Raw genomic sequence first — 19678 nt, forward strand, 5'->3', positions numbered from 1 at the left:
TTCCACAAAAAAATGGCGCCATCCGAAGGGGATGACGCCATTGCAGAGATTCCTGTTCAACGGGAATTCGTCAGTATTGAGCGATCACAGCTCGTAATCCTTGTCCTTGCTTTCCTTGATCAGGAAGAGGGCAAGCAGTGCGAGAGCAGCCATGATGGCCATGTACCAGCCCACACCGGCAACACCGAACTTGGAGGTAACCAGAGCCTGGGCGATGGTCGGGGCGAAAGCACCACCGAAGATGGCGGCCAGGTTGTAGCTCAGGCCTGCGCCAGAGTAACGCACATGCACCGGGAAGAGCTCAGGCAGGTAAGCGCCGCACGGTCCGAAGAGGCTGCCCATGAACACGAAGCCGACGCACAGGAAGATCATGATGTGTGCAGCGGAGTGAACAAGCAGCAGCGGGGTGAAGAAGCTGAAGACCAGCGTGCAGAAGGTTGCTGCGATGAGCACCTTCTTACGGCCGATCTTATCGGCGTACACGCAGGAGATGATGATGAAGATAGCGAAGAAGATCACGGAGGTCATCTGCATGAGCAGGTACTCGCCCTGAGTGAACTTCAGGCCCTTGACGCCGTAAGCCAGAGACCAGGTGCCGAGGATGTAGAACAGGGTGTAGGTGATGCCCATAGCCACGGTGCCGAGGAGGACTTCCTTCCAGTACGGCAGCAGATCGGTGAGCGGGTGCTTGGATGTGCGCTTCTCATCGGAAGCCTTCTGGAACACCGGGGTCTCAGACATGCGGGCACGCACGTACAGGCCGATGGCCACGAGCACTGCGGAGCACAGGAACGGGATACGCCAGCCGAAGGCCACCATCTGCTCCTGGGTCAGATTGGATTCAAGCAGCAGGTTCAGGCCGTAGGCGCAGAAGAAGCCGATCGGAGCGCCGAGGTTCGGGAAGGAACCGTACAGGGCGCGCTTATCGGCAGGAGCGTTCTCGGTGGCCACCAGTGCAGCACCGGACCATTCGCCGGCCAGGCCAACGCCCTGGCACGCACGGCAGATGCACAGAATCACCACGGACCAAGCGCCGATCTGGTCGTAACCCGGCAGGCAGCCGACCAGGAAGGTGGCGATACCCATAGTCATCAGGGCGATAACCAGCGTCTTCTTACGGCCCATCTTGTCGCCAAAGTGGCCGAACAGCATGGAGCCGAACGGGCGGGCGAGGAAGGAAACAGCGAAGGTGACGAATGCCATCAGCGTGGCCAGCGCCTGATTGGACTTGGCAACTTCGGTGAAGAACACCATACCGAAGTAGCTGGCGGCTGCGATGGAGTAACAGTAGTTATCGTAGAATTCGATGGCCGTACCGACCATAGATGCGGCGATGATCTCAGGAACCGAATCCTTCTTCACCGGTTCCTTGGTGGCCGCAGTAGCAGTTGCAGACATAATCCCTCTCTTCATCATGCTGCGAATACATATCTTTCGTGCAGCATGGCCTTGCAATCGATGTATTGCTCGGCTCAAAGTATTGAGCACAACGACAGGCAAGTGGAAGAAGAGCTATTACGGCTTGTGGCCACAGCAACGTTCTCCACACATCGCTGTGCCTGATGCTCGAGTATGGCCCACATGTCGGCAAGGAAGGCGAGAGAGTTCACATAGTGAAATCGATGAGATAGCCGCCAATATGAAAACGAGAGGTTCACTGCTGTGTGAACCTCTCATTAGCCCATCGATTAACCACGCTGCCGACTGCCCCTTGACAGAGAAGTCGCCGCGTCTGAACGCTACAGACGCTTGACGATGTCTACGGCAAGGCCCGCGGCGGTATTGGCGTATTCGGAAATATCGAATTCCTTGAATACTTCGTAATCCGTATCCGCGTTATCGGACAGCGCACGGATAATCAGCGCGGGCACCTCGTTGCGTGCTGCGACCTGCGCCACAGCGGCGCCTTCCATTTCCACGGCATCAGCACCGGTCAGTCGAATGACTTCCTCCACCTTCTCAGGAGTGTCCACAAAGTAATTGCCGGACGCGATAATGCCCGTGATATGCGTAATACCAGCATTGCTCAATGCCTGATCGGCAACCTCCAGCAGTTTCGGATCGGAGAAGAATTCCGTGACCGGCTTGTCTTCGGTGCCAGGCTTCCACTGGCCAACCAAGCGCATGTCAGTGTCGAGGTAACGCAACGTGCCGCCAAGCACCACATCATTGATGTGCAGATGCTTGTTCAGGTTGCCGGCGATACCGCTGAAAATCACAGCATCAGGATTGAACTCGTCAATCAACAGCTGAGCGGTGGCAGCGGCATTGACCAAACCCATGCCGCCCACAGTCGCCGCAACTTTAATCACGTCAGCGCCAAAGGAGTCCACAGTGCCTACGGCAATATCAAGGCTGCCCTTGTTGACGTGGGCGACATGCGTCAAGGACTTGGCGATCAGCGCCACTTCCTCATTCAAAGCACCAATGATTGCAACGGTTTTCATACCCATTTTTGAAATCCTTTCCTTTCCTACTTCCAGCGGCGTGCGGCCACGGCTTCGGCCAGTTCATGCAGCAGCGCTTCGGTATCCGGCCAGCTGATGCACTTATCGGTGATGGACTTGCCGTACACCAACTGATCGAGTGGTGCAGCCTTCTGATGGCCGCCTTCGATGAAGCTTTCCATCATGATGCCGGTAATACCCTGCTCCCCTGCCGCGATACGACGGGCAATATCACGCACCACTTCAGCCTGACGATGCTCGTCCTTGCCGGAATTGCCATGCGAGCAGTCCACGATCAAACCGTGGGCGGCAGCGGATTCGGCCGGCATCTCATCGCGAATGGTATCCATAGCTTTGGTTACTGATTCAGCGTCATAGTTCGGGCCATGAATCGAGCCGCGCAGCACCACATGGCAATCCGGATTGCCGAGCGTTTCGACAGCGCAGGCGCGTCCCAAATGGTCGATGCCGAAGAACGTGTGCTGCTGAGCCGCAGCAAAGCAGCCGTTGACCGCAGCCTTGACCGAACCATCAGTTGCATTCTTGAAGCCCACCGGCATCGACAAACCACTGGCCAGCTGACGATGCACCTGACTTTCGGTGTTGCGCGCGCCAATAGCACCCCAGCTCACCGCATCGGCGATGAACTGCGGGCTCGTCGGCTCGAGGAATTCCGTGGCGGCCGCCAAACCCTCGCCGAGCACACCGAGCAGTGTCTTACGCGCCAGCAACAAACCCTTCTTGATATGGTGGCTACCATCAATGTCCGGGTCGTTGATCAGACCCTTCCAGCCCACGGTGGTGCGCGGCTTCTCAAAGTACACGCGCATCACAATGAGCAGCTCACGTTCGGTTTCCTTCATCACCTTGGCCAGGCGATGCGCATAGTCGAGTGCCGCCTTGGGGTCGTGCACCGAACAGGGACCGACAATCACCAGCAGACGATCGTCCTGGCCGTAGAGGCATGCGCGAATCTCATCACGCGAATAGGCGACGATTTCCTGAGCTTCAGGGGTTAACGGCAACTCGGCAAGCACCTGAGCAGGAGTCGGCAGCGGCTCAAGCTCCAAAACTCGACGGTTAATGATGCGGCTAACACCGACCTGATCTTCCCAACGCGGCACATCCGTAGCAATAAGAGGATTCTTACCCTCGCCCATAGCCTGACGAATCGCACGAAGCTCTTCAGGCGTATTCAACGGCTGCGGCCCAACCTGCAATGGGTTGGCTGCGCCTTGCTGCTGCTGCATGTCTTGTACTCCTTGTGACTAGTCCACACCAAGGATACCTAACCATAGCGGCAACAGCGGCAATAGCAACAACCGATAACGTATTGCCCTACTACTACAACGCGCGGCGAGCGGTGACGGCGTCGGCCAGCGTATGCAGTAGCTCGTTCGTACGATCCCACGGTACGCAGGAATCGGTGACGGACTGGCCGTAGACCAGCTGATCGAGCGGCGCCGGCTTCTGATGGCCGCCCACAAGGAAGCTTTCCATCATCACGCCGGTAATACCCTGCTCACCCTTGGCAAGACGCTCGGCAATCTCCTCAACGACTTCGGCCTCACGAACCTCATCCTTGCCGCAGTTGCCATGCGCGGCATCGATGACCAAACCGTACTGGCTCGGACCGGAAGCCTTGGATGTCTTCAACGCTTCCAGAGCCTTACGCACCGACTCAGCATCATAGTTCGGGCCAGAGCTGGAGCCGCGGAGCACCAGATGGCAATCCGGATTGCCCTTGGTCTCAGCGGAAATGACACGGCCGTCCAGATTGATGGACAGGAAATGATGCTCGAAACCTGCGGTATAGCAGGAATCCGCAGCAGCCTTGATGGAACCGTCAGTGGAGTTCTTGAAACCGACCGGCATGGACAGACCGCTGGCCAGCTCACGGTGGACCTGGCTTTCAGTATTGCGAGCACCAATGGCACCCCAGCTGATTGCATCGCAGATGTACTGCGGGGTGATAGGGTCGAGCCATTCGGTAGCGGCAGGTAAGCCAAGGCTCAGCACGTCGGTCAGCACCTTGCGGGCCAGCCACATGCCTTTACGAATATTGAAGCGACCATCCAAATCAGGGTCGTTAATCAGGCCCTTCCAGCCGATGGTGGTACGAGGCTTTTCGAAGTACACGCGCATCACGATAACGAGGCGGTCTTCCAGCTCACGCTTGACGGCAGCCAGCTTTTCGGCATATTCGTGAGCAGCCTTAGGATCATGAATGGAACAGGGCCCCACGATGACCAGCAGACGATCATCACGACCGTTAAGCACGTCACGAATCTCCTGGCGGGAGTGAAGCACAAGGTTGCTCATCTCATCAGTGAGCGGCTGTTCCTTCAGAAATGCGCGCGGCGCAGGAATCGGGTCAAGCTGACGGATATTGACATCAACCGTCTCAGGAAAGACGGCCTGCTCCCCCAAACGACGTTCGTCCTCGGAACTATCCGGACCACGAAGTGCTGCCATGCCGACTCTCCTCTCTCTTCTCCGATTGTTCAAGCATGCGGAATGGTAAGTCTACCTGCGCGCAGGTAGATATGGAAACGCCCGGCCGTTTTATGGACGGTCGGGCGTGATTGCTTATCAGGCCAAAGCTCTTCGAGCCCTGCAAGAACGGACTCGCCTACGGCGAGACTCAGTCCAACCTTCGGTGTCCCGCACGGCTTGCAAGCCGTGCGCTGAGCCTACGGAAAGCCCACTGGGCTTTCCGCTTAACGGCTCATCACCTCAGGCGCTCTTGCGTGACAAAGTCACGCAAGAGCGCCCATCGGATCCCATGCGGGAAGCATGGTTGCCGGCTCTTCGAGGGCCTTCTGGTATTCCTCGGGGAGCATGGTCTTCGGGACGGCCACCTCGTAGACGTACTCAGTGAACCAATCGTCAGACATGGTGAAGTAGCCCTTGTCGGCGATCTTGGAGCCCCAAGAGTTCTCCACGCGCCAGCGGCGGGTGGAACCGTCGTCAGCCACATCAACGCCGGCGAAGGCCATAGCGTGGTTCATAGCGGAATCACCGAAACGCACGCGAGCTTCCTTATCGAGATCGAAGTCGAAGTCGTAAACCTTGCCGTACTCGAACAGGTCGGTGGCCCAAGCACCGTTCTCACGATCCATGAACGGGTGGCAGTCGGCACCGAACCATACCGGGATGCCCTGCTCAACCAAAATCTGCTTGACGCAATCCTTCATGAACTGGTTCGGCACGTTGAGATACTCGGTGGCGTCGCCGCCAGCCACGTTGCCCAGATGCTCGATGCCAATCTTCTTACCCTTGGCATGCTCAGCACGCGGATCGTCCACGAGGCACACGTAATCCTCGAGACCAGCTGGGCCCACATACTTCTTCCAGAACTCAACCGGCGTGATTTCGCCGTCACGATGGAATTCGCCATCCTTGTCGGTCCACTCCCAGTCGAAGGAAACCGGCGGTTCACCCAAGTGAATGGTAAGAATACGGTGACCGGCAGCAGTGGTATCGGCAACAATCTGGTCAATGGCAGCCTGATCGCCAGCGGCAGCGTACATGTGAGCCACTGCGGTGTGCAGCAGAGCACGCAGCTGCACATTCATTTCACGGGTGTTCTTGGAGGATTCAGTCTCCGGGAACAGGTCCTTCGGCACGGCACCGTACTTCTTGTACACGTTCATGGCCATAGTCCACTGGCCGCCGTCGCCCATCACATCGGCGAGCAGGTGCTGCACCAAGCGGGAATCAGACGGCTCACCGGCCTCAACCAGCGCAGCCATATCCTTCAGGAAGTAGTTGACGCGCTCCAACTTGTCGTAGTACATCGCGTAGTTCTGGGAGAACTCGAACTCCTTCAGGTTCATGTTCTTCTTGGCGATGAAACGAGCCACGTTCAGGGAGCTGAACAGCCAGCAGCGGCCGGAACGATCCTGGTGGGTGGCTTCGCCGTTGTCGACCACGGTGGAGAAGCGGCGCTGCAGCAGGCGGGCTCGATCATAGTTGCGGGCCACCTTTTCAATGCCGGCTGCGGTCACGGCGTTCATGGCCAGACGGCTGGTGCCATCAGCATCGAACTCGTCACGCAGAGCGTTCAGCGCTTCGCCAGTCAACGGCGTCAGTTCACTCATGTCTACTCCTTCTTCGGATAGGTGCGCTTGTGGCGCAATTACAACGAATGCGGCACCTGGCGAAAGTGCACAGGTGCCGCAGTTCTTTTGCCTCTAGCAGTGTAGTCGAGGGCTTGTCATTAATCCTTAGTTTTCGGATTCACCTTCGGACTGCTGCTCAATGGCTTGTGTAGATTCCGTATCTTCCGCTGATTCATCGGACTCGGTTTCAGCATCATGCTGCTCTGGAACAGGGTTGACTACAGGCAGCGACTGGGCGTTCTCGTTCTTGACCGCATCGAATGCAAAGCCGGAGAAGGCCTGAGCAAACATGGAACGCAGCTCGGAAACACGCTGGGTAATCGTAGCCTCGCGCTCCTGCAGATCGGCGATGTGCTTGCTCAAGCTGTCAAGCTCGCTCTGAGCGGCAGCACGACGCTCCTCAACCTGAGCATCCGCATCCTCACCGGCCTTATGCACAATGGCAGCAGCCTGAGCATCCGCTTCCTGACGCTTGTTGGCAGCGTAGGAGTCAGCTTCTTCACGAGTGGTCTTGGCTTGGCTCACCAACTCATCGGCTTCCTTCTTAGCAGCCTGGCGGCGTTCCTCAAGATGAGCGAGCAGTTCGTTGACCTTCTTAGTGGCCTCATCCTGCTGGGCGGCGATATCGGAACGGATCTGCTCCACCTCAGCGCTCACCTGGCTGATGGTGTTCGTGCGGTTGACTTCAGCCTCGTCGGTGATTTCCTGAGCCTTGGACTTAGCAGTGTCAATGATTTCACCGGCCTTGCGCTGAGCCTCAGTCATCATCTTGGAAACCTGCTCGCGCACATCGGCCAACTTCTTGTTGGCCTCGGCAAGGGCAGCCTCAATCTGATCATTGGAGTCGGACTTCAGCTTGGAAATCTCCTCATTGGCGCTCTTGCGCTGTTCGGCGATTTTAGCGGTGGCTTCGGCCTTCATCTCGGCGAGCTCACGCTCCTGGGTGGCGCGCTCGGAGGAGAGCTTCTTGTTGTGCTCTTCACGGGCGTTGCTGAGCTCAAGTTCAACAGCCTGACGCTGCTCGGTGATGTTCTTAGTGGTCTCGGAACGCAGCTGATCGGTTTCCTCCTTGGCGGAAGAAGTCAGAGAATCAGCCTGATTATTCGCGTTCTGCAGGATGGAGGAAGCCTTGGCATTGGCGTCGTCGAGAATATGGCGGGCATCCAGCTTGGCGTTATTAATCAAGGTTTCTGCCTGAGCCTGCGCAGCCATACGAGTTGCGGAAGCATCCTGCTTGGCACGGTTCAGCAGCTCGGTGCTGGTCTGCTCTGCCGAGGCAAGCATCTGCTGAGCGTTGGCGCCCAGCGAAGCGAAGCTGTTGTTCTGCGGCTTCTTGTTGCGCTCTTCCTGCAATTGAGCCTGCAACTGCAAAATACGATCATCATCCGCGGCAATCTGCTCACGCATGCTGGCCAGCGTCTTCTGAGCTTGATTCAAGCTGTCCTGGGCGGCATCGAACGCTAAATCGACCTTCTCTTTGTCATATCCTCGCAGCACCACCGGGAAACGATCCACCATGGCTGAATATCCTTTCACATCCATAAGCCTTTGGCATGTCCTCATGCACTGTAGCGCATGAGCGTAATAGAGACACCCATTGATATGCAATCGTTACAATGCGTGCGAATGATGTTCTAGTTTTGCGCTTGTTAACGCGCTTCCCAGTCCGCAATACGGACAGTTCATGGAAGCTATGCAATAAGAATGTCAGAGCTGGAAGGCTTGAGATAGTAGCGCACAGCCTCGCGCACCACATCTCGCCCAGCAGCGATCTGCTGGTCAAGCGTCAAACCATGCTGGGCGGAACCGGCTGGCCGCACAGGCGGAAAACTCACGAATCCAGCCAGCACACGCTCCTGTGTAGCAGTCCAATTGAGCAGGTTATAGAACAGGGAGTTGCACACAAAAGTACCGGCATCCGAGCTTAAGGATGCCGCAATCGAATCATCGGTGAAATCCTGTAGAATCGAACGCAATGGCAGGCGTGTCCAATACGCGGCCGGACCATTCGGGTCAATCGGCTTGCGCCGAGGAATCACATTATCCGCATCCGGACGTTCGGCATCCATCAGATTCGTGGCACAACGCTCCAGCATGACGCTGCGGGCCGAATGCTTAAGCCCTGTGGCGATAACAATATCCGGCTTTGCGGCCTCAATAGCCTCTTTCAACGTGGGCCAGGCATTCGCAAAACTCACCGGAAGCTGCACGGCATGAATGGTGACGTGGACGTCATTCAGTGGATCATCGGCTCCCGCGGACGTGCCTAAGCCTTGCTCGGCAATGGCTTTGGGCACTTCATAGGCCGGGTTGACGTCCACGCCATCATAATGGTCGAATCCGGAAATCACCACATTGAGTTCACGCATAGTGCCTAGTCTAACGCCTGAGTTCAGCCCTTAGCACTAGTAATGCATTAGTAATTAGCGCATCTGACCGGCAGCCTGAGCAAGCAGGGCGTGCATGCGCGCACGCGCGGCTTCCTTAGGATTGAAGCCTTCCAGCTGCTCCGCAATACGTTCAGCGGTAGGAATATCTTCCACAGTAGTGATTTTCAGATTGGTTTCCGCCCCTGAAACAATGGCCACCGGCACATCAGGCAGATAATCCACCACCACTCGCGTATCGTCTGTGGGATGGAAGTCCGGGTCTTCGGCGGCCAACTCGTAAGCCTTGCGAATCGTAGCGAAACGGAAGGATTGCGGGGTCTGCGCACGGAATGTATTCGGACGGTCAGGCACCGATTTGACGACTTTCAAATCACCGAGATCCTGAGTCAGCAGCACTGTATCAGTGGACGCATAGGCCACGGTGGCCGCCTGGAACTGGTCGAGCGCGTCGATGGATCCATCAATGGCGGACTGGGCAACGAACGGGCGAACGGCATCATGGATGAGAATCTTGGCATCATCCGGAATGCCAGCCTGAGCCAAAGTATCCAAAGCAGCCGCAGTACTATCTACGCGTTCGGCGCCACCATCGATAACCACGCGAACCTTGCCGTATCCTTGCTGATCAATCAATGATTCGACTTCTTCGCGAACCTTGCTATTGACCACCACGACAATGTCACTGACGCGCGCACAACGTTCGAACGCCTCAATGCTCCAGCACACTATCGGCTTGCCGCCAACGGACACCAACTGCTTGGGATTCTCCGGATCGAATCGCGTGCCGAATCCGGCTGCCAGCACCACAGCAACCACGGGCACGGTTTGCGGTTTGGGCTCGCCAACTGTCGTATTCATTGCAGTCTCGTTTGCTCTCTCATTCTCAGTCATAGGCTCCACCGTAGGGTGAGGCATGCCCGTTCGTGACCTGCCTCACATCTTCTCCACGGAATGTGCGCGCTAGTGGCGCACGATGAGGGCGAGCAGGCGGCCTTCATGGGTCTTGCCTGCGAGCGCGGCACGACGATGCGAATACCAAAGCGGGTTCTCGAGCGTGCACATGCTGCGGCTAATGTTGCCGATGCGTTCGGCCAATTCGGCGGGGCCTTCGCCATCGGCGCGGCACAGTTCGGCGAGTTCCGCGTCTTCCTCAAGGTATTCGGTGGCGGCATGTACGCGCGGCATCGAATCGACCACCTGATGCACGCCGGCGAATGCCAGATCGATCATTGCTGCTTCGGCAATATCGATGCCAGCGCCGCCGAAGCGAGTCTGGGTTTTGGTCAGCGGGAATCGCTTGATGAAGGTGTCGGCGATTTCGTCGCCCACTTCATAGCAGTCGCCGCAGATGCGCGGGCCGAGGGTGGCAATGATGCGGCTCGGGGCGGCACCTTTGCTCTGCATCAGTTCCACTGTGGCTCCAATGATGCCGCGTTCCAATCCACGGCGGCCACAGTGGGCGGCACCGATGATGCCGGTTTCCGGGTCGGCCATCAATACTGGCAGACAGTCGGCGGCGAACATGCCAAGGGCGATATCCGGGCGGGATGTCACCTGACCGTCCGCTTCGATAACTATGCTCGACTCTTCGCCGTGAGTGCCGGAAGCGTCAAAACCGAACTCCGTGTTGGGCTCATGACTCGGTTCATCAATGTCAATGGCGATGCCGGAATGCACTTGAGAAACTAAGGACAGTGGTGCATGAATGGCATCGGACAGAGCGATGCGATTGGAGAGTATGGCTTCCGTATCGTCGCCGGACTTGCCGCCAAGGTTTAAATTGCCATAATCCCCAGTGCTGAGCCCCCCGAGGCGCGTGGTGTAGACCACGGTGATGCCGGGGGCCAATGCGATGGGAATGGTTACCGGAATGGGTCGGCCATTGCGGTCAGTGGAGCTCATGGCACTGGAGTCAAGGATTTCGTCATTGTATTCAGTCATTTCCGTACTTTCTCTGTTGCAATAACCATGTCTACCGTAATTCAGCGCAAGAAATTCGGGTAGAGAGCCGCAACGTCCCGAATTTCTTGCACTCAGTGTTCCTCAGTGCAAGATATTCCGGAAAACGCCCCAGTCCTCCCGAATTTCTTGCACTGACACCACCTCAGTGCAAGAAATTCGGGGTGTGTGGGATTATTTCCCGAAATATTTGCGCTGAAAAACAGGACGCTCATCGGATGCGACTATTCGGCTTTCAACGTGGGCTTTTTGGTGCGGGAGCGGATGGCCGCATTGACCGGCACCTGATGCGGGCATGGCATCGAGAACACATGCGCGGGGTTATTGATGGCCGGAACTGGCAGTCCTTCTGCATCCCTTAAGCCGTTTTCCGGCACGGTGAACACCAGTGGACGCTCGCCCGGCAGCAGGAATTCAACTTCCTGACCAGGCTCGATCTTGTTGCGGCTCATCAGAGTCACGCGACCGCCCTCATCGGCGCTCCAGCTCAATACTTCGCCGACCACCAGCCACGAGCGGAAGTAGGCGGAACGGTCGGTGTTCTGAGTCACCTTATGTTCCGGGTAATAGAAGCCGGTGGAGTAGTCGCGGTGGGCCACCTTGTCGGTTTCCTCAAGCAGCCATTCCGGCAGTTCCACATGCGGTGCAGGACGCACAGCCGCATGCTTCCAATTACTTTCGATGATTTCCACGGCGGTATTGGACTTGCGGCGAGTGGAGCGAGCGTGGGCGCTCATACCGTCCGGTTCTGGAGAGGTAGCAGCTGCCTCGTTCCCAGTGTTCTCGGCAACGCGTTCATATCCTTCATCAGCCACGCCAGCGAATGCCTTATCAGCGTTGTGCATAATTGCATCCTCACCGTCCGTCTTGCCGAAGTCCGGGTCGCCCGGGCGAATCACCTGATCATGGAAAGGTTTCAATACCGTGCCATCGGCATCCTCGAAGCCGCGCTGAATCATGTATTCGTTCACCGCGGTCTTATAGGCGTTGGTCATGGCGGCAATATAGTAGGCGCTTTTCGCGCGGCCTTCGATTTTGAGGCTCGTGGCACCGGAATCAATCAGATCATCCAAGTGAGCGAGCATGTTCATATCCTGCGAGTTGAACAGATAGGCGCCATCCTTGGTCTGCTCGATCGGGAAGTACTGTCCGGGACGCTTCTCTTCCACAATCGAGTACTTCCAACGGCATGGCTGCGCGCATTCGCCATGATTACCGTCACGGCCGGTCAGGTAATTGGAGAATAAGCAACGGCCGGAAAAGGCCATGCACATCGCACCATGTACGAAGCATTCGATGTCGAGGTCATCCGGGATATTCGCACGGATGTCGCGCACAGCCTGCAAGTCCATTTCGCGAGCCAGCACCACGCGGCGAGCGCCAAGCTCGTAGAACGCGTTGGCGGCCTGATAATTGGTTACGCCGGCCTGGGTGGAAACATGCAGTTCCAGGTTCGGTGCGACTTGGCGAGCCATCATCATCACACCAATATCGGAGACGATCAACGCGTCCACGCCAGTGTCTTTGAGCTGGCCGACGTATTCGCGCATCGCCTCGATCTCGTTGTTGCGCGGCAGTACGTTGCAGGTCACGTACACGCGAGCGCCACGCTCGTGCGCGTAACGGGAGCCTTCCTCGAAGTCCTCAAGGCTCAGATTCTTCGGCGCCGAGCGCATGCCGAAAGCCTTGCCGCCGCAGTAGACAGCGTCGGCACCATAATCAACCGCAGCCTTCAGTCCGCGCAGGTTGCCGGCCGGAGACAGTACTTCCGGCTTCTTGCGTGTGGGGATTCTCATCGTCGTATTCATCACGCAATAGTGTAATGAATACATTGCACATGCCCATCAGGGCACCGGCTCCATACCTGATGCGACCTCATACGACCTGACATGACCTGACGCGACCTCATATAACCCGACATGATCTGATATGACCTCATACGACCTGATTCCTAATGACTAATGCGTCCCAAGATCCCAATATCACCTAATCACCCCGTATGACTGTAGGTTTTTGAACACTGACTGTAGGATTTCTAACGTTTTTCGTTCAAAAACCTACAGTCAGTGTTGGGAACCCTACAGTCGGTGTTCAAAAACCTACAGTCATCAGGCACAACATCGTTTTATGAATGGGTATCGGTAGGCTTATGTTGCATGAAGATCGATATCGTGAGCGTATTCCCCGAATACTTTGAAGTGCTGAACCTGAGCCTGATGGGCAAGGCCCAGTCTAAGGGTCTGCTGGAGATCACCGCACACAATCTGCGTGACTGGACCCATGATGTGCACCATTCGGTGGATGACACTCCGGTCGGCGGCGGTGCTGGCATGGTGATGAAGCCTGAAGTGTGGGCCGAATGCTTGGATGAGCTGCTCGGCTTGCCGACTCCCAACGAAGATGACTCCCCTGACGAGCTCGTTTTCCCCACTTCCGAATCTGCGACTTCCACTACTGAGGAAGCACTTGATTTCTCTGAGATTCATGATGATGCCATTTTCGACGACGATATTGAAGATACTGAAAATGCCGGCGAAATCGCCGACATCGTCGACGGCAACGAGAACAAGTCTGAGGCCGCCAAGGCAACCTCCTTGCCAACAGATGAGTCTGAATCCTCGTCTGCCACTCCGGTACTAATCTTCCCGAACCCGTCTGCTCCCCTGTTCACTCAGCGCGATGCCACCGAACTGAGCCATGCTGAGCATCTGCTGTTCGGCTGCGGTCGATATGAGGGATATGACTCTCGTATTCCTGATTACTACCGTGCGCAGGGCGTTGATGTGCGCGAGTATTCCATTGGCGATTATGTACTGAACGGCGGCGAAGTGGCGGTATCGGTGATGCTTGAGGCCATCACCCGTCTGATGCCGGGATTCATGGGCAATCCGGATTCGATTGTGGAGGAATCCTACACAGGCGAGGGCGCACTGCTGGAGCATCGCCAGTACACGAAACCAGCGGTGTGGCGCGGCCTGAAGGTGCCGGAAGTATTGCTTTCCGGCGATCACGGCAAGGTTGATCGTTTCCGCCGTGATGAGGCATTGACCCGCACCAACGAAATACGTCCGGATCTCATCGAGGCCTTGGATTGTAAGGCTTTGGATAAGGCCGACCGTAAAACGTTGATGGCATTGGGCTGGGAGGTTTCCGCTGCCCATCCTCGTAAGTTGGATCACTAACCGCTAATCAGCAACAGGTTCGATATAGAACACGGCAGTTTCGCCGTAGTTGCGACGCTCGGTGATTTCCCAGCCTTCGGGCGCGGTGGGGTCATCGGAGCGAATCGAGCGTTCAAGCATGATTACCGTGCGCTCATTCGTGGCGCTGCCGGCCGCCAAATCAGCGAGCAGCTGATTACAGGCTTCGGTTTCATAGGCGTATGGCGGGTCGATGAAAATAACATCGAACGGCTCGCCAAAGCCGTCTGCCACCGCTTCGGCCTTCTTCACCAACACACGGGCGCGCAGATCAGCGCCCCATGAACGGTTCTTCTTGAGGTCGGCCAACGTTTTGGTAATCAATGCAGCTGCCGGGCGGGAGCTTTCCACGGCCACCAATTCGCGGGATCCTCGGCTTAATGCTTCAATGCCGAGTGCGCCGGTGCCAGCGAACAAGTCCAAGACGCGGGCATCGTCCAAGACTCCCCATGAGTCCAAGTGGGAGAAGATGGCTTCCTTGGTACGATCGGTGGTGGGTCGGGTACCGGTTTTCGGGGTGGCCAATGCCATGCCTTTGAATCGTCCTGAAATTACGCGCATGAACACCAGCTTAGCGCGAGAAGACTACCCCTCAGTCGGCTTCGCCGCCGGCTCCCCTGACAAGGGGAGCCGAGTGCGGTGCGGGCTACGATTCCGCCTCCCGACTCACCAGCTAGCCAAATGTGGTGCGAGCCACGATTCCATCTCCTAACTCGCCTGACCCCCCCTGGCAAAGGGAGCCGAGAAGAGAGCCGAACCGCTTATTGTCCCGGCAGTACCACCTGCCAACTATTCCTGATCGTCTTGCACGTAGATGGCCTGGGTGATTTCTTCGCGCAGCTTCACGAATTCCGGCATTGCGCGCACTTTTTCCATATTGTCTGGATCATCAGGATCACGCGGAAGAGTGATTGGAATGTCCATTTTCACCGTGCCGGGATGCGCGCTCATCACAATCACGCGGGTGGCCAAGAAAATAGCCTCATCCACGCTGTGTGTAATGAAAAACACCGTGCTGTGGCGTTCACGCCAGATGCGCAGCAGCTCGTTTTGCAGCTTCTCGCGGGTCAAGGCGTCCAGTGCCCCATAGGGTTCGTCCATCAGAATCAGGTCCGGCTCGGTGGCGAGCACGCGGGCGATTTGCGCACGCTGCTGCATGCCACCGGAGAGTTCGTATGGACGGCGGTCGGCAGCGGAGGTCAGGCCCACCAAGTCAAGGAAGTGGTCGGCCTTCTCTTTGCGCTCGGCCGCCGGCACACCTTGCATTTTCATACCGAACTCCACATTCTTGCGCACGGTGAGCCACGGGTAGAGTGGCGGCTTTTGGAAGACCACGCCACGCTTCGGACTGGGACCGTTGATGGCCACGCCACCGGAAATCAGTTCACCATCCGATGGCTTTTCGAAGCCGGCAAGCATGTTAAGCAGCGTGGTTTTGCCACAACCGGAGCGACCAACCACGCAGATGAAGTCGTGTTTGTTGATTGTCAGGTTGATGTCGTGCAATGCAGTCACATGGTCGCCCTGTTGGGTGACGAAGCGCTTGTTGACGCCGCGGATATCCACGGCCACGCCCTGGTCATCCATCGTCTTCTTTTCGGTGAGCTCACCCCAGGTGAGTGCGTTGTCGTTTGCCATGATAAGTCCTTTCTACTGCTTGGCCACTTGGTCGATGGCATCGGTGTACAGCACGCTGGAATAGTCGTCGCTTACCTTGTCCAGACTGCCTTGGGTCTTGAGGAATTCGGCGGTGTCCTTGAAGATGCCTGGCAGCTGGCCGTGGAAGATATCGCTTTGATCCTTGGCCTGCGGGTAGGTGTAGCCCTTGAACTGCTTCTTCACATCAGCCACCGAGTTGCCAAGGATCGTGGAAATAGATTCCGCGGAATCCGACTCTTTGCTGGAAATCAGTCCGGCCGCGTAATTCTCCACAGCAGTCCAGGTTTCCATTACCTTCGGATTGGCCTTGATGAACGCGTCGGTAGCGAGTTCCATATCGTAGGTGGCGGAACCGGTTTTCGCAGTGGCAGCACTGGAGGTCACGATGGTGCCGCCGTCCGCCTTCAGCTTGCTCAAGACTGGATCCCACACCCAAGCCGCGTCGATTTCGCCACGCGTCCATGCGGCGGACATCTTGTCCGGATCAAGGTTGATGAGATTCACGCTGGTTTCATTCATACCGGCGTTGTGCAGTGCTGAAAGCAGCGAGAAGTGGGAAGTGGAGCCGAATGGTACGGCGATGTTCTTTCCGGCAAGGTCTTTGATGGACTTGTAGTCACCACCGTGGGCCACCAGAGATTCAGCGTCACCGATGATGTCGTGAATCCAAATCACCTTTACCGGCAGGTTCAGTGGGGCTGATGCCGCACGCACAGCCGGCGAAGAGCCAGCTAATCCGATATCCAGTGAGTTCGAGCCAAATGCCTGAATCACATCACCACCGGAGTTGAATTGACTCCATTGGATAGTGGCGTTCGGCAGGCAGGCTTCCAAAAGTCCCTTATCTTTGACGATGAGGTCCGCGTTCGGAATGGCCTGCCACGCGATGCGAATGGTACCTTTGAAGTCCTCGTTCTTGGCTGATGGCACCGGGCAGTCGGTTACTGCTGCACCTGAGGTGTTGCCAACCAACTCGTCGGCGGTGGGCATTTTGCCGCAGCCGGCAAGGCTGGTCAACAATGTAGCGGATACCAGCAATGCACCGATCTTACGGATTGTTTCACGGCGTGTTCCACGAATGCCTAGCATTGTTCCACGGGTTGTTTCACGCATGTTCGATTCCTCTCTTACGACGTACAACGTTGATGTCGCGCATCCCATATGGCTACCCCTCAGTCGGCTTTGTCGACAGCTCCCAACAGAGGGAGCCAAGAAGGGAACCGCCATCGCAACTGCGGCTATTCCTTGCCGACCCACGGAGTCACCAGATGGGTGATGCCAAGAATCAACCAATCAAGCAGCAGCGCAGCAATACCAATCACGAAAATGCAGGCAATGGTCAACGGCGTATTGAGCTCAGTACCGGAGAGGTAAGCGAGCGCACCAATGCCCGGGATACCATTGTTGAGTTCGGCTGCCACCACGGTGGTCCATGCGAAGCCGACCGCCAGTCGAATGCCGTTCATAATGGAAGGCAGTGCACTCGGGAAAACGACGAACAGGAATGCCTTGGGGCGGGAAGCACCCAGAGACAGGGCGGAGTTCACACGGTCACGATTCACACCGTTGATGCCATCGACGGTGGCGAGCACGATTGGTGGGAACGCCGCGAGGAACAGTAGCCAGATCTTAGTGGTGTCGCCAATGCCGAACCAGACGATCAGCAGGCCGATGTAGCCGAGCGGCGGCAGTGCACGAATGAAGTTGATGTATGGCAGGATGATGCGGTTCAACCATCCGATTTCCGCCAGAATGAAGCCGACCAGCACGCCGACCACAATGCCCAACGCCATGCCGATGCCGATGCGTTCCAGTGAAACCACAAGATGCTGCCAGAGGAAGTACTGCTGCTCACCGCAGACGATGCGCGAGGAACCAGCCGATGCCGGGCGGCAACTGTTCGCTTCGATGAATGCATCCCACACGGCTTTTGGCCCAGGCAAATACAGCGAATTAATCAAACCAGCTGAGGTAACGCCCCACCATACGGCAATCAGTAATACCAGCGAAATAATCGGCTGGATTTTCTTTGACTTCATCCAGGCCGGCATCGGCTTGCGCTTGGCCGTGGCTTCACCGGCCACAATCGAGGTGCCTGCCACTGCCGTACCAGCTACCACCGGCGTATCTGACGCGCTGGGCATATTGGGAGTCGGTGTTGTCGCATCGCTCATAGTCGTCTCTCCTTATTGTTCAAGTTCTTTCACTGCACCGCTGGCAGCATCACTGGTCGTTATCGGTAGATGCTTCTGCCTGCGGATCGCGAATCGCGACTCCTGTACGAGCAGACAGTTCGCGTGCACGTTCAAGTTCATGGAAGTCAGGCCATTCGATGGTGCTGCCTTCCGGTGCCGTACCGGTCGGCGTGATGCCCTCATACTTGACGAGCAGGCGGGCCTCTTCACCGGTGATGCCCTTGCGCTTGACGCGCAGCACTTCCACGTTGTAAAGCACGCGGTCGCGGCTCAACGGGTAGATAATCACCAAGCACACGAAGGTGAGCAGGAAGAACATGCCGGGCACCAAGGTCGCCACATTGTAGAGTGCGGTTTTGGTTGCCGCCGATTGCACTGCGGTGGCGCCGGACTGGTAGCCGACCCAGTCAAGCGACAATCCAGCCAATTCACCGGCCACAGCCTGTCCAATCTTGCGGGCGAATGAATAGCAGGAGAAGCAGGTAGCTTCCTCGCGAGTATCACGCGTGACCTCAATGTCATCGATTACATCGGTGATCATGGCCCAAATAACGAGGTTGAAGCCCATCAGCGCGAAGTACATGAACACTGCGCCGACCAGGAACACGATGCCGCTGCGGGTTTGAATCACGAACAACAGCAGCATGGAGATGGCACCTAGCGCCGAGGCAAACGAGCAAATGGACTTGCGGCCGAAGCGTCTGGTCAAAGGCTTTACGAACGGTACCACCAGGAACATCACCGCAGTGCCGAGCAGACCGGAGATGGAGGCGAGCGCCGCGGAACCGAACACATCGGTGTACACGTAGGTCATCAGCTGGTTGCTGAACAGCTGCGCCACCAGCAGGCAGAGGGCTGCAGCCACAATGCCCAGCATCGAACGGGAGGAGAACGCGTTGGCAATCATGTGCACAGGCGAGCGCTTCTCGCCTTCCTTGGCGTTCTGATCAGGGTCGGGATGCACGCGTTCGGTTACGTTGAAGTAGCAGATCAAGTAGCCGATGAATGCGGCGATGGATACTACTGCAGCCACGATGGCAAAGATATGTGTACCGTCGCCACCACGGATAACCTGATGACCGTCTACCTTCTGGTAAATCACGATTGGTGCCACAATGCCGAGAATCAAGCCGCCGATAGTGCCGCCCATGCTGCGCATGGTGGACAGGCTGGTGCGGTCGTCTGCTTCGGCGGAAATGGTGGAGGCCAGGGAGCCGAACGGGATGTTGACGCAGGAGTAGAAGAAGCACCACACCACGTAGGTCACGGACATGTAGACGATCTTGACCCACATGGCGGAGTTGATGGCGAACGTCTGGTACATGAGGAAGGAGAGAATCACGAGCGGTGCGGTGAATCGCATCATGGTCACACGGAATTTGCCGCCCGGATGGTCTTTGGAGCGGTCCACTACTACGCCGACAGTCACATCCATCACTGCGTCGAGCACGCGCGCCAATAGGAACAATGTGCCGACGATGGTACCGGGAATGCCCATGACCTTGGTGTAGAAAATCATGAACCAGGTGCCGGCGAACACGAACATGAAGTCCGTGCCGAAGTCGCCGCACATGTAGCCGATTTTGTCTCGCCAGCCGAATGGTCTGACGCCAGCCGAACTACTGCCATCCACCGATGCTGACTTGCTGTTGTGTGTCTTTCCCATGACGATGCCTCTCTTGGTCTTGCGCCGTGCTCGTTGTT

16 protein-coding genes are annotated in these 19678 nt (G+C 56.9%); 1 reads left to right on the top strand and 15 read right to left on the bottom strand.

What is annotated here, in order from left to right; genetic code table 11:
• Positions 1 to 84: 84 nt before the first annotated feature.
• The 10 genes from BISA_RS04920 to BISA_RS04965 all read right to left on the bottom strand — a co-directional run bounded on the left by BISA_RS04920 (position 85) and on the right by BISA_RS04965 (position 12716).
• Complete coding sequence (locus BISA_RS04920) at positions 85 to 1398, bottom strand: MFS transporter (RefSeq protein ID WP_033890567.1); 1314 nt, start codon at positions 1396 to 1398, stop codon at positions 85 to 87.
• A gap of 341 nt (positions 1399 to 1739) precedes the next feature.
• Positions 1740 to 2453 carry a 5'-methylthioadenosine/S-adenosylhomocysteine nucleosidase gene (mtnN, locus tag BISA_RS04925; RefSeq protein WP_081890015.1) on the bottom strand — a complete coding sequence of 238 codons (714 nt, stop codon included), beginning with the start codon at positions 2451 to 2453 and terminating at the stop codon, positions 1740 to 1742.
• A gap of 20 nt (positions 2454 to 2473) precedes the next feature.
• A complete protein-coding gene (locus BISA_RS04930; protein ID WP_033890569.1) occupies positions 2474 to 3697 on the bottom strand; it encodes a 3-deoxy-7-phosphoheptulonate synthase in 1224 nt (407 codons plus the stop codon).
• 94 nt (positions 3698 to 3791) lie between these two features.
• A complete protein-coding gene (locus tag BISA_RS04935) occupies positions 3792 to 4922 on the bottom strand; it encodes a 3-deoxy-7-phosphoheptulonate synthase (protein WP_033890571.1) in 1131 nt (376 codons plus the stop codon).
• Between the two features lie 284 nt (positions 4923 to 5206).
• A complete protein-coding gene (locus BISA_RS04940; protein WP_033890573.1) occupies positions 5207 to 6550 on the bottom strand; it encodes a C1 family peptidase in 1344 nt (447 codons plus the stop codon).
• Positions 6551 to 6676: 126 nt separating this feature from the next.
• Positions 6677 to 8089, bottom strand: a complete 1413-nt coding sequence (locus tag BISA_RS04945; RefSeq protein ID WP_033890574.1) for a cell division protein — start codon at positions 8087 to 8089, stop codon at positions 6677 to 6679.
• 173 nt (positions 8090 to 8262) lie between these two features.
• Positions 8263 to 8940 carry a pyroglutamyl-peptidase I gene (locus BISA_RS04950; RefSeq protein ID WP_033890575.1) on the bottom strand — a complete coding sequence of 226 codons (678 nt, stop codon included), beginning with the start codon at positions 8938 to 8940 and terminating at the stop codon, positions 8263 to 8265.
• Between the two features lie 54 nt (positions 8941 to 8994).
• Positions 8995 to 9819, bottom strand: coding sequence for an IspD/TarI family cytidylyltransferase (locus BISA_RS04955; protein WP_051917343.1), 825 nt, complete (start codon positions 9817 to 9819; stop codon positions 8995 to 8997).
• A 102-nt stretch (positions 9820 to 9921) separates the two neighbouring features.
• Complete coding sequence (locus tag BISA_RS04960; RefSeq protein WP_033890577.1) at positions 9922 to 10902, bottom strand: purine nucleoside phosphorylase YfiH/LACC1 family protein; 981 nt, start codon at positions 10900 to 10902, stop codon at positions 9922 to 9924.
• A 242-nt stretch (positions 10903 to 11144) separates the two neighbouring features.
• The gene (locus tag BISA_RS04965) at positions 11145 to 12716 is read right to left on the bottom strand and encodes a peptidase U32 family protein (protein ID WP_033890578.1); all 1572 of its coding nucleotides are present in this window, start codon (positions 12714 to 12716) and stop codon (positions 11145 to 11147) included.
• A gap of 360 nt (positions 12717 to 13076) precedes the next feature.
• On the opposite strand from BISA_RS04965, the gene BISA_RS04970 reads away from it, so the two are divergent.
• Positions 13077 to 14102 carry a tRNA (guanine(37)-N(1))-methyltransferase gene (locus BISA_RS04970; RefSeq protein ID WP_033890580.1) on the top strand — a complete coding sequence of 342 codons (1026 nt, stop codon included), beginning with the start codon at positions 13077 to 13079 and terminating at the stop codon, positions 14100 to 14102.
• A gap of 3 nt (positions 14103 to 14105) precedes the next feature.
• Here BISA_RS04970 and rsmD read toward each other — a convergent pair whose 3' ends face one another.
• The 5 genes from rsmD to BISA_RS04995 form a co-directional block, all read right to left on the bottom strand.
• A complete protein-coding gene (rsmD, locus tag BISA_RS04975) occupies positions 14106 to 14681 on the bottom strand; it encodes a 16S rRNA (guanine(966)-N(2))-methyltransferase RsmD (protein ID WP_033890582.1) in 576 nt (191 codons plus the stop codon).
• 228 nt (positions 14682 to 14909) lie between these two features.
• Positions 14910 to 15758 (bottom strand): ABC transporter ATP-binding protein, encoded by an 849-nt coding sequence (locus tag BISA_RS04980; RefSeq protein ID WP_202806951.1) that lies wholly within the window; start codon positions 15756 to 15758, stop codon positions 14910 to 14912.
• A gap of 12 nt (positions 15759 to 15770) precedes the next feature.
• Complete coding sequence (locus BISA_RS04985) at positions 15771 to 16892, bottom strand: taurine ABC transporter substrate-binding protein (protein ID WP_051917344.1); 1122 nt, start codon at positions 16890 to 16892, stop codon at positions 15771 to 15773.
• A gap of 125 nt (positions 16893 to 17017) precedes the next feature.
• A complete protein-coding gene (locus BISA_RS04990) occupies positions 17018 to 17953 on the bottom strand; it encodes an ABC transporter permease (protein WP_202806952.1) in 936 nt (311 codons plus the stop codon).
• 49 nt (positions 17954 to 18002) lie between these two features.
• Positions 18003 to 19640: an MFS transporter gene (locus BISA_RS04995; RefSeq protein ID WP_051917345.1), complete on the bottom strand. Its 1638-nt coding sequence runs from the start codon at positions 19638 to 19640 to the stop codon at positions 18003 to 18005.
• Between the last annotated feature and the right edge of the window lie 38 nt (positions 19641 to 19678).

It is taken from the genome of Bifidobacterium saguini DSM 23967, from assembly GCF_000741715.1.
In the GTDB taxonomy this organism is placed as follows: domain Bacteria; phylum Actinomycetota; class Actinomycetes; order Actinomycetales; family Bifidobacteriaceae; genus Bifidobacterium; species Bifidobacterium saguini.